Source organism: Butyrivibrio sp. AD3002, from assembly GCF_000420905.1.
Classification (GTDB): Bacteria; Bacillota; Clostridia; order Lachnospirales; family Lachnospiraceae; genus Butyrivibrio.
In genome coordinates this window covers 1-16,573 of sequence record NZ_ATVV01000017.1, presented here as the reverse complement: position 1 = coordinate 16,573, position 16,573 = coordinate 1, and the positions used below count along the sequence as shown (strand labels likewise).

The 16,573-nt window shown below is 36.5% G+C and carries 8 protein-coding genes; all 8 read left to right on the top strand.

Annotated features, from left to right (window positions below; translation table 11 throughout):
- Window positions 1-11 precede the first annotated feature (11 nt).
- The 8 genes from G596_RS0112525 (at window position 12) to G596_RS0112490 (ending at window position 16,148) form a co-directional block, all read left to right on the top strand.
- Window positions 12-1,097 (top strand): Eco57I restriction-modification methylase domain-containing protein, encoded by a 1,086-nt coding sequence (locus tag G596_RS0112525; RefSeq protein ID WP_022762188.1) that lies wholly within the window; start codon window positions 12-14, stop codon window positions 1,095-1,097.
- Complete coding sequence (locus G596_RS0112520; protein WP_022762187.1) at window positions 1,098-4,460, top strand: DEAD/DEAH box helicase family protein; 3,363 nt, start codon at window positions 1,098-1,100, stop codon at window positions 4,458-4,460.
- A gap of 93 nt (window positions 4,461-4,553) precedes the next feature.
- Window positions 4,554-6,860, top strand: coding sequence for a helicase-related protein (locus G596_RS0112515; protein ID WP_022762186.1), 2,307 nt, complete (start codon window positions 4,554-4,556; stop codon window positions 6,858-6,860).
- 18 nt (window positions 6,861-6,878) lie between these two features.
- Entirely contained in the window at window positions 6,879-13,841 is a 6,963-nt protein-coding gene (locus G596_RS0112510; protein ID WP_022762185.1) for a hypothetical protein, read from the top strand.
- 230 nt (window positions 13,842-14,071) lie between these two features.
- Window positions 14,072-14,698: a hypothetical protein gene (locus G596_RS0112505; RefSeq protein WP_026671315.1), complete on the top strand. Its 627-nt coding sequence runs from the start codon at window positions 14,072-14,074 to the stop codon at window positions 14,696-14,698.
- Window positions 14,699-14,715: 17 nt separating this feature from the next.
- Window positions 14,716-14,952 (top strand): hypothetical protein, encoded by a 237-nt coding sequence (locus G596_RS0112500; protein ID WP_022762184.1) that lies wholly within the window; start codon window positions 14,716-14,718, stop codon window positions 14,950-14,952.
- A 267-nt stretch (window positions 14,953-15,219) separates the two neighbouring features.
- Window positions 15,220-15,774 carry an NUDIX hydrolase gene (locus tag G596_RS0112495; RefSeq protein WP_022762183.1) on the top strand — a complete coding sequence of 185 codons (555 nt, stop codon included), beginning with the start codon at window positions 15,220-15,222 and terminating at the stop codon, window positions 15,772-15,774.
- Window positions 15,771-16,148 carry a hypothetical protein gene (locus G596_RS0112490; RefSeq protein WP_022762182.1) on the top strand — a complete coding sequence of 126 codons (378 nt, stop codon included), beginning with the start codon at window positions 15,771-15,773 and terminating at the stop codon, window positions 16,146-16,148. Before G596_RS0112495 ends, G596_RS0112490 begins: the two co-directional genes overlap by 4 nt.
- The last annotated feature ends 425 nt before the right edge of the window (window positions 16,149-16,573 follow it).

Genomic DNA, 16,573 nt, shown 5'->3' with positions numbered 1-16,573 from the left:
GGTGAAGAGTTATGAAATTTGATTTTTGTATTGGGAATCCACCATATCAACAGGAGCAGGCATCTTCAAATGCAGATGGTTCATTAAAAAACTATGCGCCTCCCGTATATAACCTATTTATGGATGCGGCTAATGAAATAGCTGAAAAGGTTGAGCTAATACACCCGGCAAGATTTTTGTTCAATGCCGGAAGTACTCCAAAAGCATGGAATGAGAAAATGCTGAACGATGAGCATTTTAAAGTCTTAAAATATGAGCCCGATAGTGACAAAATCTTTCCAGGACTATCGACCCCAATTAAAGGTGGTATTGCTATTACATATCATGATAACAATCAAGAGTTTGGCGCTATCCAGGCATTTGCTCAGTATCCAGAGGCTAATTCAGTTGCACACAAGGTTACATCAAGACCAGATTTTGTTAGCTTTTCTAATATAGTCTATTCTAGGACGTCATATAGGTTGACGGAGAATATGCATAAGGATTATCCGAATGTTAGATACAAAGAGGATGAAAATGGAAAGAACATAGGAAGGCTTAGTAAAGGTCATGACTATGACATGGCTTCCAATATCTTTGAAAGACTTCCAATGGTGTTTTTTGAAGAAAAGCCGAATGATGGAAAGCCATATATACAAATTATTGGTAGAGACGATAATAAGAGAACTTATAAATGGATCAGACGTGATTATGTTAATGACGTAGAGAATTTAGAATTCTATAAAGTGCTTATTCCACAGGCTAATGGTAATGGTTCCTTTGGAGAAACTATTAGTAAGCCGTTGATAGAGGGCCCGAACGTAGGAAATACAGAGACATTTATAAGTATTGGAAAATTTACCTCTGCAGTTGAAGCGGAAGCGGCTGGAAAATATATTAAAACAAAGTTTGCTCGGATGCTGTTAAGTGTTCTTAAAGTAACTCAAAACGGCAACAAACCTGTGTGGAAAATGATTCCGCTTCAAGATTTCGGTTTGGGTTCTGATATAAAGTGGGATAAGTCTATTCCGGAAATAGACAAACAACTTTATAAGAAATATGATCTTTCACCAGAAGAGGTGGAATTCATCGAAACTAATGTAAAGGAGATGGTATAAATGTTGAAGCCTAATATAAAATCAACTGAAAAAGTAGTACCAATGATATATGCTTATACCACTCCAGGTATTACATATCACGATGGCTACATAAAGATTGGATATACCGAACAGGATGTGGATGTTCGAATAAAACAGCAAACCCATACTGCTGGAGTCAAAGCTCAGAAGGAGTGGCAAGGAAATGCGATTTTTGATGATGGATCAGGAATAGCATTCAAGGATCATGATTTCCATGCATATATGCGCAAGAAGAATGTAAAACAGCCGCAAGACCTAGGAAATGAGTACTTTGATGAAGAAGATAGAAATGAATGGTTTTTCATTTCTCCACAAGACTCTAGATCCATGTTTAATGATTTTCGTTCAAACCATGGAATTGTCTATAGTAATAAAACTGTAATTCCATACAGGCTTCGTGCAGAGCAGATAGATGCTGTTGATATGACTATTGATTATAAGAATAGTCATGAGAATGGTGAATTCTTATGGAATGCAAAGCCTAGATTCGGGAAGACATTAGCTGTGTATGATTTTATAAAACGAATAGAAGCATATACGGTACTTATTGTTACTAATAGGCCTGCAATTGCAAATTCCTGGTATTCGGATTATGTAAAGTTTCTGGGAACAGAGTCTGGGTTTGCGTTTGTTAGCGAGGTTGATGCTTTAAAGAACAGAGAAGGCGTTTTGACTCGTGCAGAGTATGTTCATCAGATGAATTCAGGTGATGGATTAAAGAAGCAGATAGAGTTTGTGAGCTTGCAGGATATGAAAGGCTCCATTTATTTTGGTGGTCAGCATGATAAGCTAAAAGAACTCAGCAAAAAAGAAGGCATGGAATGGGATGTCCTTGTAATTGATGAGGCGCATGAAGGTGTAGATACTTATAAAACTGATGTTGCTTTTGACCAAATAAAGAGAAAGTTTACTTTGCATTTGTCTGGAACGCCATTTAAGGCATTAGCTAATAATAAATTTGAAGCAGATGCAATCTTTAATTACACATATGCTGATGAGCAGCGAAGAAAGAGAGATTGGGATGTTTCTTCTGAAGAAGAAAATCCATATGCTGTATTACCAAAGCTTAATCTATACACTTATCAGATGTCAGAGATAATCAGGGATGAATTATCACAGGGAATTGAGATTAATGGTGAGACAGAGGAATATGCTTTTGATCTGAATGAATTTTTTAAGACAAACAATGGAAAATTTGTGTATGATTCGTCCGTTGATAAATTCCTGGATGCCCTTACTCTTCAGGAAAAGTTTCCGTTTTCGACTCCGGAACTTAGAGCAGAGTTAAACCATACTTTCTGGATTCTGGATAGGGTAGACAGTGCAAAGGCACTTGTTAGGAAATTGCATGATCACCCAGTTTTTAAGGATTATGAAGTGGTTTTGGCTGCAGGGGATGGAAAAATAGATGATGATGATGAGAATAAAAAATCCTACGACAAGGTAGTTACGGCTATAGAGAATCATGAGAAGACTATTACTGTATCGGTAGGTCAGCTTACAACAGGTATTACTATACCGGAATGGACAGCTGTACTTATGCTTAGCAATATGAAATCACCGTCATTGTATATGCAGGCAGCTTTTAGAGCTCAGAACCCCTGTCTTTTTAAGAAGGGTGCAAGCTATGAGAGAAAAGAGAATGCATATGTTTTCGACTTTGACCCTGCACGTACATTGATTATCTTTGAAGAGTTTGCTAATGATCTTTCTACTCATACGGTATCAGGGAGAGGAAGTGTTGAAGAACGGAAGGAGAATATTAGGGAATTACTGAATTTCTTTCCGGTTATTGGCGAAGATGAAAATGGTGAGTTGATTGAACTTGATGCGGAAAAAGTACTTACTATTCCACGAAAGATTAAGTCTGTTGAGGTTGTTCGCCGTGGATTTATGAGCAATTTCTTATTCCAGAATATAAACAATATTTTTTCTGCGCCTAAGGAAATTATAGAGATAATAGAGCAGTTTGAGGCTATTGAAGAACCTACAGGGAAGGTCAATCTTTCGGAGGAGGTTAAGGAGGAACTATCATTAGATGAAAACGGTGAAGTGACTCTTTCTGATGAATATGTTATTGGTAGATCAGCAGAGATTTTCGGTGATAAGATTTTTGAGGATGGAGTTGATTTCCAAACCGATGATTTTGTCATTGATATGAACAGTACTGCTAAAGCGCAGAATGAAGTTGCCAATAGGATTAAAGATTTTGTACATGCTGCAGTGGTAAGCGACATCGTTAATAAGACAAAAGAGACTTATGGCGATGATATGCGAGCTTCGGATAAAAGACAAATCGAGGCAAGACTTACTAATGATGCTGACAGAATGGTAGACAAGACGGTTACTGAGTACAAGATTGAGAAGAACATTATTGAGCAGGAGCGAAGTGAGGCTTTACAGTCAAGGCATGATACCGGAAAGACAACTGAAGAGATAAATAAAGAATTTGATGCCAAGCAGGAACAGGCTGATAACAGGTTTAAGGAAGAGCTTAATAATGTAGTGGACGATTTTGTTCAAAAATCCAGAAAGGAAACTGTTGATACTGTTGAGACCAAGATCAGAGAACGTGTTAGAGATGAGGTTGAAGATGGTATCAGAGACCATTTGAGAGGGTTCTCAAGAACAATACCGTCATTCCTTATGGCGTATGGTGATGAGAGTGTCACACTTGCTACTTTTGATCAGATTATCCCGGACAAAGTCTTTATGGAAGTTACCAGCATTTCATTAGATGACTTCAGACTTCTTAGAGATGGTGGTAAGTATATTGATAAAGAAACCGGAGAGGAAAAGGAGTTTAAGGGGCATCTCTTCGACCCAGTTGTATTTGATGACTCTGTAAAAGAATTCTTGTCTCTCAAGAAAAAACTTGCTGATTACTTTGATGAGAAGAGCGTCGAGGACATATTTGACTATATTCCGCCTCAGAAAACTAATCAGATCTTTACGCCTAAGGATATGGTAAAGAAAATGGTTGATATGCTTGAGGAAGAGAATCCGGGATGCTTTGATATGCCTGATAAGACGTTCATCGACTTGTATATGAAGTCGGGACTGTATATAACCGAGATTGTTAAGCGGTTATATCAGAGCGAAAAGATGAAGGAGCTATATCCGGACAAAAGTGTTCGTTTGAAGCATATTTTTGAGAAGCAGGTATTTGGATTGGCACCAACCGAGATCATTTATAAGATAGCTACTAGTTATATTTTGGGATTTGATGATGAAGTCAAGATTACAAAGCATAACTTTAAGCAGGTAGACGCGTTGCCATATGCTAAAGATGGTACTTTACAGCAAAAGATTGATGAGCTGTATTCATGGGGCGAGGATTAAGGCATAATTTAAAACAAAAGAGTAGGGGAGCGATGCCTCCCCTATTTTTGGCTTTTGATTAAGACAAAATAAGAACGTTTACGGAGAAGAACAATGATTCCATATGCACTATTTAATTCCAAAATAATATTTGAACCATTTCAGTATAAGCCATATTTTGAGTTTTTTGAGCATACAGATAGAGACTTGTATATTGCAGATGAGGTCGGAGTAGGAAAAACTATTGAGGCTGGAATAATTATTTCCGAACTAATAAATGCTGATAGAAACAGTACATGGATCAAGGAGTCGTTGTCAGATGTTCATTCTCCCAAAATACTTGTATTGGCTCCTCCAGCATTATGCGCCCAATGGAAAGAAGAACTCGAGAGTAAGTTTATGCTTAGGGTATATGATGCATATTCTACCAGCTTGGGAATGAGTTATAATGCCCAAATTGTCGTATATGCAGAAAGCTGGCAACAGTTGGTTAAGATAGAGGATGATGACACGGAATATGATCTGTTGGTTGTAGATGAGGTCCATAACTTTAGGAATCAGTATACAGAAAATCCATTCACTAAAGAAAAAACTGATAGCAGACGGTATAAATCGTTGCAGAAAATAAGCAAAAGGGCAAAGAGAAGGATTTTCATGAGTGCAACGCCAATTTTTAATAAGATGGCTGATTTAAAAAACGAAATAGAGTTACTCACACCGGAGTATTCCATAACATCGAGTACCAAATCAGTGTCAAAATGCTTGGATTTCCAGCCTAGAATTGAATCCGTACTTGTTGATCTGAATAAGCCAGAGAGGAAACTGTATAACGCTATAAAAGATGTTGATAATATCAATCCATTAACAAAGTCTGCGGTATATCTGCATGAAGGTTGTAGCAGTATGCCTTGCCTTGCAAAAACGCTTGTTGAAGCCCCGAGCAAGTTTATTAATTCAATTTTTGTTGATAATGAAATTACAGATACATATTATTCCAAAGTAAAAACAGACATATTAGAGTTGGTTGAAAAAGATGATTATGATGGCATACGTGAGATGCGTAGAAACACGGAAGATCCAGCTGTTTGGGGAGTTTTAACAGCATTCCTGGATAAAGAAGACTTGAGAAAATATGGTGAGGAGTATATTGCTGATAAGAATAGGGTGGAGGATTCAAAGCTTGAACAGTTAGATGTCGTTGTTAATACTAAGCTTACTGAAGAAAATGGATATGCTATGAAGAAAAAGCATATCGTGATTTTCGCACATTATATAGCGACATGTGATTATATTTATGAACATTTTGACTCAAAGTATGAAGATATAAAGCTGTTTCTTGCAACAGGAGATAATACGAAGCAGGAGATTGACAGGAGCATAAATGATTTTAAAGAGACATGTATCGAGGATTCCTGTGATTCAATTATGATATGCAGCGATGTGTGTAGAGAAGGTAAGAACATGCAGGAGTGCCAGGTAATAATAAACTATGATCTGCCATTCTCACCATCAATCATGCAGCAAAGGATAGGTAGAATAGATAGAAATGGGCAGAGACATACCCCTTTAGTTTTTAATCTGATCTGTAATGTTGACAATGATATTCATACATACTATGAAATCATATTTGAAAAAATACGCATAATAAACAGTACTGCAGGCATTTGTGGGATTGACGTGCTTCGAGAAACGAACGAAGGAGTTCAGGAACAGGTGCTGGAAGAGTGGAAAAATGCAGCACAAAAGTCAAAGAAACAGTATAAAAATGATTTATCTGCGCTGCAGAATTCCTACCTTAAATATTTAAGAAAAGAGAAAAGTAATACCAAAGATCAGGAGCAATCAAGAGATGTGATTGATGAGGAAATTGGAAACGTTCCTGGCTACAATGATGAAGAGATTCTTCAGAAAATGCGCAGGATATTGTTTACGATACCAAATGATGAACTTAAAACTATTCGTGAAGAAGCACACTGTGTAGGGAAGAGAGAAGTGGCATCAAAACTCTTTGACAGAGACTTTAAGGAAGATGAGGATTTACGACCATTATTCCTAAAATATATAGAAGATGTTGTTGAGCCATTCAAGGAAATGGGCCTCTTAAGTCACGATGAAAAAAACGATGTTTATGATGCTGACCTTTCAGAAGTAAAAGATGATTTTTTTAAAGCTGTTGCTTCAAAACAACTGTTTGAGTGCTTCTCAAATTTTGAAGATCATGATGGGCAAAGGGGAACGGGAGACATGTATTATGATGAGTTCCAAATTGCCTTTAATACAGCAGTTTATAAAGAAGTGGGCAATACAGGAAACACTAATGGTAAATCGGCTGCAGAGTTTGAGGAGTCAGTAGGAGAGCGGTTTGAGGATATATATGTCCCGCTATCGCCGCTTGTAGACGTCCTTAAGAAGTGCAACTGATACGTAGGAGATTAGTTTATGAATATTACCAAGGAGTTTCTTAGGGATATATTCTACAGAATGTATTTTTATATCCCGGAAATATCTGAAAAAATGCCGTCATACAAAACGGAATATGCGAAGTTCTGGAAGAAATACGGTATAGAAGTGTTAAATGCCAAAGTCAAATATAGTGACTCCGATAAAGAACAATTCTTTTCGGAGTATTCTGCATCTGCAAACAGTGTAGATGTAAGCATTGAATTTAGGGAAAACAAAAAGACAGATGCGAATGAAAGTGGAATAAATAATGATTTTAATGACACAATAAGAAATCTTTATAAGAAGAATCCTGAATTACCGTATGGAGTAAATGAATACTGGAAAGCTCATGCTGAGGAGCTTTTGTTTGTTATATCTACAAGAAATGATATTAAGAATCAAGCGATAAAAACTGAAGTCCAAAAGAGCCTTTCCGAATTCAATGATAATGCCCTTAGATTTATAAATGAACTGATTCAGAATGCTGATGATTGTCAGTATAAAGATGATGTCAATAAATTAACTATGATTTTTGATCAGGTAAAAAGTGAAATAGTTGTAAGTTATCCGGAGAATGGATTTACTTATGATGACATTATCTCGTTATCCAGCATAAATGAAACAAATAAAATGACTGACTTTGATAAGGCTACGAATACCATAGGCGAAAAGGGACGTGGCTTTAAGAGCATTTTTGTATATTTCAAAGAAGTCGAAATCGAAAGTGGCGGATATCATTTTAAGTACAATGTTGACGAGGCCAACATGTTTCAGCCTATTTATATGGGAAAAGCTAAGAAAGAATCTGGCACTACTCTTAAACTCAGGTTGAAAGATGAAATTGTACTTACAAGTGATGGAAATCAGGAGAGACATATTTCGGCTGGAATGAATGAGCTTATAAAGGATGTGAAAGATTTCTATGGCGCCAAAGATCCAGTGAAGCTATACAGAAATAATTCTATTTTCTTTACTAGGAATTTTACTGAGCTCGTTATGATTTTTTCAAATAAGAGCACTTCTGAGATTATACGCATTGTCAATACACACGAAATAAAGGATGCTGCAAATAGTAGTAAGGTTTGGTGGGACAACCCAGATAATAGTGAGCTTCATTATTGCGTGGGATCAATGGAATATCATTCAGGACAAGGGATAAAAAACAATGAAGTTAGCGTTAGAACAATAAATGCTTTGCCGCAGGATTATAAATTGAGTCTTGTAGGCATGGTTAAGTATTTGGATTTTGGAAAAGATATTATCGTAAGCAGATATGGTGACGTAACAGATGCCCAGGCCACGACAATAGGGAAAACAATGCCCATAATTATTTATGGGATAAAGGACGTTGAGACAAATGATAACATTAGTGCATTAGATGTGTCTGCCTTTAGTGGGCATATGTATACGTATCTACCAACATCTCTAAATATCAGCTTGCCTTTCATTTTTCAGATGCCATTTGACTTGGAAGATAACAGATCATGTCCTAAGAGCGGTAGTGCATGGAATATGTTTTTATTGGATAAAGTATGGAATCCGGACAATTCAGTAATAAAAGATTGGTATGAATATGTTGCTGAGAATGAGCTTGTAGATAGTATCTATAACTATCTTCCTACCTCCAAAAACAGCATAGGGAACAATTATAAGACTCTTGCATTTTATCTGGATGATGATTTTAATTTTGATCCACATGGCGGAAGTAAGTATGCAGCTGTTGCAAAAGATCAGATTACTACCTTTAATAATAATAATTCTGATAAGGCAAGAGCATTGTTTGAATGTCTTAAAATATTTGAAAATATTGATACCAGTGAGCTTGTTAGTGTTGGAACGCTTCAAATATTGGATAAAATATTATCCTTGTTTGATTGCGAAACTGGAAATGTATATTGGAAACACTTTAAAGTTGAGCATCCAACACTACATCGATTCATTTATGATGAGGAGGATCCTAGATCACATCAGGTAGTGGCATTTCAGAAATATATTGGCAAGTCTGGCATTGTCTTGAAATGGGATCAAGTCATGAAAAGCTCTTCAATTCAGAAGAAAATATCTAATGAGATGAAGGCTTGTGGTGCGGAGAAGAAATTTGATTATATGCAGGAGTTTACACAAAGGTTTTTATCAGAAACAGTGTGGATATCTGCATATGGTCTTAAGAATATTGCCGAATTAACTAAGGAACAAACGAATGTTATAAGGGCATGCGGCTCTAAGATACTATATTTTAGATTGCAATTCTTTGGTAATCGTAATAAATGGGTACCGTTTGATTGTTCAGAGAAGGCTTCTCCTGTCATATGGGTTACTAGTTCAAACCTTATAAATTCATATGAAATGAAGAGGGACGACGAGAATATTAGTCGCACTATTCGTGTTGGCGTGATTAAGAACTCCGATGAGAAATACAATGATTCTGTCATTGATCAATTAATTGGTAAAGAAATCAGTAATGTGGATGAAATATTAGCCTTGATTGAGAATTGGTCGGATGAGAGAGTTACCCTCGAAGATAAAATAACGATAGCAGGAACATACTATTTGAATTATCTTCGTGGCAACGACGGGATAAATACTCATTTAAGCAATCTGTTTAATAAAGTTCAGGATATTAATTCATCTAAAGTGGTTAATTGCCCACAAGAGGCAGAAAGTGAAGAAAATAGTGTTGAATGGGAGAGGCTAAGATTCTTTGCGTGGCATGGGGCAGGAAAGAAAAATGAATTCAAGCTTAATTTGATATATATATCTGAATCAATAGCTGAAATAATTAATCCTGCAGAGGAAAACATAATTACATGTAATGATAAGCATGTTTCGGTATTAACAGCGATAACAGGAAGATATTTAACAGAAGATGAGAAAAGTATTGGCTTAGAAAAGTTTAAAAGAACATACCATAACTGTGTGGTAAATCCAGATTATTTTAAGTTCTTGCCTAATAGGACATTTATAAAGCTCCCATCAACAGGATATCTCTTGTTAAAGTCAGAAGAATTCTTAAGTGATGCAATAGACTCAGAGACTATGTTGTCGACTGAGTTTATTCAGAATGTAAGGGACAAGTATGCTAAAGTTCAAGCAAACAACTATGAAACAGGAAAGCTTGGACGAAATATAGGGACAATTAAGGCAATACAGGCATACCAAATTTTCTCACTTATTGATAATAATAATTACCGAGAGATTGTTGGAAAAGAAGGTGATGTCTGTAATGAGCTTTTACAAAATATCAATGATTTCATTACACCAGGGAGTAATGCTGTTATATGCATTGATGAGGACGATGACGCTGCTTGGATGACATTGGTATATGAGGAAAAGAAGCATATTGAGGTCGTAAAAGGTCAAGAGGAAGAACGTCATGGCTTTTTGCCAAGCGATATACTTGCGCTAATATCCATAGGTAATTCCAATAAAGAGAAGGACGGAGATAAATATACAGGCAATAAAGGAATAGGTTTTAAAAACGTTTACAAGGTGTTTGATCAGGTCTTTGTTGATAGTAATGGATTTAATTTTTTGCTTGATGATTCAATTGGAGTTGATCCGGAAGCTTTATTTGAAGAGTTGACAAATAATAAAGTCGGAAACATATACAACGATAAAAATTGCAAGGTCGAGGCAATAATGCAGGATCTGGCTGATGATCAGGATGTTGTTGACGAAAAAGGTCTAAGGCGTAGATTCCCTATCGTCCAAGTTACCAAGGAAGAGATTGATAAGGCAATCTACTATGTGGACAGTGGACGAATAGGAAATGGTAAAAAAACAGTTGATAGTCTTACTGCATTTAGGTTCAGATTTCGTTCAGATGAAATGATTGAGCATTTCTATAATCAAATCGAAAGCTCTTATTTGCAATGGTTATTTGCTAAGAATAAGGATTTGCTGAATGCATTCAGGATGGTGGACATTGCAACAAATGACTATAATATGCTACCGCTATTCCTACACAATATGCATGAGATGGTTTTATATGAAAACGGTGCTAAAAAAGGATACAAGGTACTACCTATAAGCAAAGAAATGTCATCAGTTGATGATAACTGGGTGGAATCAGAACAATTTTTTAGTAATCGTGGATTCATGACGGAACTTAACCTAATATCAGCTAAGTCCAACAGATATGAAAAGAAAAAGAATACTGATTCTGATGGCGTGTTTGCGCATGTTGAAGTCAGGTTTATCAAAAGACCGGTCTTAGTAACAAAGAAAAATGAAAAAGTAACAATAAAGGATGGAAGACTGTATATCACGCTTCCTACAGATATTTCAACTGGAGGAGCGGTACATATAAATGTCCCGGCACTGGAAGCAAAAGCCAATAGGCGAGATGTCTTTTCTTTTGCATTTGATAAGACAAAAGAAGGAGAATGGAATCAGAGTATTGCTATGAAAGCCTTGGGGCTTGGCGGTGTTTTTGAAAAAATGTTTAATAGCTTCACAGAACAGTATATAGGTGAAGTTTCAAATTATGCCTTTTTATATGTTCCGGTTACGTTGCTTTCTACGTTTTCAGGGGAGTTTCCGCTGTTTGAGTCATGCTTGGAGGAGTTAAAGTATATTCCATGCAGAACAAATGCTGGTCTTAAAATGCGAAGTTTAAGGGAAATACGTGAAAACCCCAATGTATACATGTTAGACATGCATATGCGAGCATGGTTTGAACTGATGGATCCTAATTATGAAGTGTTTTATAAATTGGCAGTCCCCACTACGGAATTTGTTGAACTACTAGATCCTAATAATTGGGGCCTTTTGGATGAACTGAAGCATAGACGTGAGCTGATGCCGGAAATTAAAACATATTCGTCCAGAGACTTTTTTGAACATATATCAAAATATTGGAATTACTATTATTCACAGCTTGAAGTCAAGTATAAAAAAGAATGTGACAAATCATTTAGCAATAGGATTAATCTGATTACTGCCAAAACTGGGATTGATAATCACTACTCCAAGTGGCAACTTTGGAAAAGATTTTACAAGGATAGTATGGCTGGGAAGAGGAAATCATCATATATTGCTAATATGACAAAAGCCATTTGCTTTGATTGTGATGAATATTCTTTGGCGTTTTATTTTTCGGCTGATGACATTAATGACATTTTGGATAATGATAAGCTGATAATTCCCAATAGCATTGTAAAACACTATAAGAAATATCTGGTGGGCAAAGGTTATTTTGACTTCATGCCTTATTATGAGCTGCTTAAGCGAGAAATAATCAGTGTGGATGCTCCTATAGAAGAATCAACTGAAATTCAAATAGGTGAGCTATATTCTCTGGCAGCTTATACGGGTGAACATAAAGATGAGCTGGCTCCTATTGATATTCAAGCTGAAGATATTCTTGCATGTGTATATGAAAACTTTGGAGTTAATAGCCTTGAGGATCTGCGACAGGAAATACCGATACTTTTGATGAATAATACATTTATCGAGGCTGATGATCGTGAGTTTTTCATTGAACTTCCTAAAAAGCTGTTTATGGATAACTCCCTAGAACTGAAAGAAGGACAACTTTATGATGAGCTTTTGAACACATGGGTAGAAAAAGGGTTTGTAGTATCCCGTGCCAATATTGCTGAAGCAAGAAATATCTATGAATTGGATGTTTTAGACACAGAATTCTATGAATTGTTGCCGACTATTTCTGATTCTAGATTATTCCTGGAGCTTCTAAACAAGAATAACCTACACTCTGAGGATATGGTAAATAATATTCTTCAATTTTGGAAAGCAAGGGAACGGGTTGGCACTGGAAGTAGCAGATCGGATTATTTTGAATTATATGTAGATGCTTTGGATACGTTTTTGGAGAAAAACGGGAATATTACTATTCAAGAACCGGAATTAGAATATGATATTGAATGCCTGGTAAGCAAAAAAATAATTTCAAAATGCAATGAACTTAGCAGCCGCCATGGGGCTTTGGAAATCTTATTAGAAAACCAATATGATACAAATCCTGTAATGTATTGGAATGAGATTGAAATGAGCTTGACTGCTGAGCAAAGACGTACTGTTGCAGAGCTTTATACCGATGATGCAGAAAGTGATGAAGAAATTAACGAGGGTATAGAGTGCTTTTTGGATCACTTGTATATGTGTGATGACAATGTTTCTTTGGTATCGCATTATCCTTCAAGCCAGTATCTGAAGGTTGTAGTAGATAATGAGAAAGCATTCGTTCTTTTTAAGGATTATACGGAAAGTATCATACTTTTGCTGAAGGAAGTATTTGGTTTTTCTTTAGGAAGTAAGCAATTTAAACCATTTGTAAATCTGTATGAGTATAATTCATTATTGCCGTTGGGGTCACAGGAAGAGTATACATATGTGCGCGGAAATGTTTTTAATCTTTTGGATGAAGAAGATGATGATGATGCAAAAAGCAGACTAAAAATGCAACTAATGTCTTTACAGTTCCAGCTGCCGGACAATAAGATGATATGTGGATATGGTATGGATTGTCCTTTTATAAAGACTAACGATGTAATAGAACAATCATCTCTTCAGGTCTTCGAGTATTCAGTTTTTGGTTTCCATATTGCCATAACATTATATGGCTCAAAGGAAGCTAAAGACGTGCTTCAGAAGTATTCGGCTAAAACATTAGTTAAGATAATAGGAAAGAAAGGAAAGAAGAAAAAAGATAAAAAAGTTGAAGAATTTGAGGTTTGTAACGGAAAATACTCGTTTGATGGCCGAGAGTTAGTTCTTAGAGGAGCAGATATCGAAAAAGAGAAACTTCTAGTGGCAAGCATGCTTGATTATCTAATAAAAAAACTGGATGACATCTGTAATAATCTTATATTTGAAATCGAAATGCTGTCAGACAAAGGAGCCAGGAAAAAAGAAGTGCTAAAGTTGAATCTAACACATTGCCATAGAGCCATTATGGTATATGAGCTTCTTGAGGCTAAGAAACAATTTGAAAGCTAAAATGAATAATATAGTATAATGCGCTTCCCCACTGGTTAATGAGCAAAAAACAAACTGACGTACGAATATATAGTGACTTTTATTGGATAGCATATGTGGCAGAATGTAATCATCAGGAACAGCAAATTAGTCACGCGATATTTACAAAAGCTGATATATATCCTGAAGTAGTCAAGAGATATATTTAAGGTAGGTTAGAAGCTCTTTAACCGGAGATGGAGGTAATTATTATGAAGAGAACAGTGATTATGGCAATAGCAGCAACTTTCCTTTTTTTTACAGGCGTTGCGTACAGTGGCATTACAGCAAATGCATATGATAGATGTGGTTACAATGGATGTGAAGCCGAGAATACTCCTAATGGGACGGTTTTCTGTGACAGACACGCAGCTGAGTATGCAAGAGAAAAAGGATATAAAGCATGTGCTTACAGCGGATGCTGGGGATATGCATCTAAGGATAGCAGTTATTGTTCCAAGCATACTTGTAGCAATAGCAAATGTACTAGCAAGGTAGTTGATGGAACCAGGTATTGTTCAACTCATGCTGAAAAGACAAGCTCAACAATGTCTACTAGTAAAAGCAGTAGTAATAGCACGAAGAAATCGACTTCATCGGGTAAATCATCAACGAGCAAGAGCACTTCAAAATATTCTGGCTCTAAATCAACAACAAAGAAAAGCAGTTCAAAATCCTCTTCTAAGAAGTCATATGATCCATACGATGTGCATAGTTATAAGTCAGCACAGGACTTTGCGGATGATAAATATGAGGAATTTTATGATTATGAGGACGACTACGAAGATGAAGACGAGGCTTATGATGCAGCTGAAGATTACTGGAATGATCATCACTGATCAGAAAGGAGTATGTTATGACAGGACCTTTTGATAGATTATTTGGAAATGGACCGTTTGATCTGAACCATGATGGGAAAATAGATGCTGGCGAAACTGCATATATTAATAGCACATTATTCTCGGAAGAGGTTCATGATGAGATTGATGAAGAAGAGGAACTTAGAGACGAAATAGAGTTTATGGATGAGGATGAACGTAGGGAAGCCATTGAGGATGCTGGATTTGATCCAGATACTTTTGATGATTTCTGATGGTTGTTTTTGACACGATTGCAGATGCTGAATGTAATGATCCATCCTCTGTATAGTAGGTATCTGTAGCCTTTGTGCAAAATATGTCTGGTAGGGGATACGCGAGATCAGCCGGGCGCTCCTTTCTAAAAGTTTCACGAACTGGGATTAGTGATAATTCCAGTTCTTTTTAATTGGAAAAGCAGAAGCATGGTTTATAATGGAATTGTTATTGTGACCGCTTAGAATTGGAGTACAGATTATTAGGAATGATTGAAAGAGAGAACAATGGAATATTTTGATATAACAGACGATAACGGGATCCCTACAGGGGGAACTGTAAGCAGGAGCGAAGCCCATGAAAAGGGTATTCCTCACAGAACCGCACATATATGGATAGTAAGAAAAGAGAAAGATGCCTATCAAGTGCTTCTTCAGAAGCGAAGTGCTGAAAAAGAGTCTTTTCCCGGGATGTTTGATACTTCTTCTGCGGGACATATCCAGGCAGGTGATGATCCGCTTGAATCAGCTCAGAGAGAGCTTCATGAGGAACTGGGGATAAGAGCAAATGAAGGAGATCTTTCTTTTGTTGGGAAGTTCCACATCAAATATGAGATGGAGTTCCACGGAAAACTCTTTAATGACAATGAAGTGGCTTTTGTTTATGTGTATGAAAAGCCGGTAGATATTGACAGCCTCGTTCTTCAAAAGGAAGAGGTTGATGAGGTCAGATGGTTTGACATAAACGCAGTTCATGAGGGATGCATTCACAGAGATGGAACATTCTGTGTTCCAATGGAGGGGCTTGAAACTCTTATGAAGTATCTTGGTGAAAAACAATGAATCAGTCACAACTTATTAGCAGAGTAAACAGCTCTATGTATCAGCAGGTAAATAATACTGGCTACGCTACAGCAGTACAGACTCTTATGGATCTGGATATCCTGTCAAAAGAGGATTATGAGAGATGGCGTAATGGCCAGATCCCATATCTTGAAAAATTCTGTAAGATTAACCTGAAAAAGTTAGCAGGTGTTCTTGAAGAAATGAAGCGCTACGCTGGGAAGAATGACCTGAAACCAAGCTTTACTTTTTATAAGCAGTGGGGAAGGAAAAACAAATCTACAGTACAGCTAAGGTTTAGCAAAACCGGAAATGAATACATAGAGAAGCTGTATGCAACACATTATGTTAAGACAATAGATAAAACAAATTAAAAAGACAGCCGTTTGGCTCGGTTAGGGGATCACATCTAGAATAGATCCCAGGCTCTCGACTGTCTCTGATCACTATAACAGATGCTGACATGTTTGAACATATCATAAAAGATACTAAAACAATTAGACTGGCTTCGGCTGGTCTTTTTGTGTTATGAAAAAGTTTTACTGACATTTAAAAAAATTAGCCCGTATAATGAATTATGATTCAAATGAAGGAGGAAACCATTTATGAAATTTGCTATGTTATGTTGGACCTTTGGGTTCTTTGGGGAATTTCTATATCTGTTATAGGAGTTGTATTAACAAAGCAAAAAAGGAGATTTATAGATGGAATTTAAGACAGTTATAGAATCAAGAGAGTCTGTTCGTAAGTACAGTAATCAGAAACCAAATGAAGAACAGGTTAAATATATTTTAGAAGC

Coding starts and splice junctions, on each gene's coding strand:
- G596_RS0112510 (WP_022762185.1), top strand. CDS start 6,879: ATGAATATTACCAAGGAGTTTCTTAGGGATATATTCTACAGAATGTAT.
- G596_RS0112520 (WP_022762187.1), top strand. CDS start 1,098: ATGTTGAAGCCTAATATAAAATCAACTGAAAAAGTAGTACCAATGATA.
- G596_RS0112505 (WP_026671315.1), top strand. CDS start 14,072: ATGAAGAGAACAGTGATTATGGCAATAGCAGCAACTTTCCTTTTTTTT.
- G596_RS0112515 (WP_022762186.1), top strand. CDS start 4,554: ATGATTCCATATGCACTATTTAATTCCAAAATAATATTTGAACCATTT.
- G596_RS0112490 (WP_022762182.1), top strand. CDS start 15,771: ATGAATCAGTCACAACTTATTAGCAGAGTAAACAGCTCTATGTATCAG.
- G596_RS0112525 (WP_022762188.1), top strand. CDS start 12: ATGAAATTTGATTTTTGTATTGGGAATCCACCATATCAACAGGAGCAG.
- G596_RS0112500 (WP_022762184.1), top strand. CDS start 14,716: ATGACAGGACCTTTTGATAGATTATTTGGAAATGGACCGTTTGATCTG.
- G596_RS0112495 (WP_022762183.1), top strand. CDS start 15,220: ATGGAATATTTTGATATAACAGACGATAACGGGATCCCTACAGGGGGA.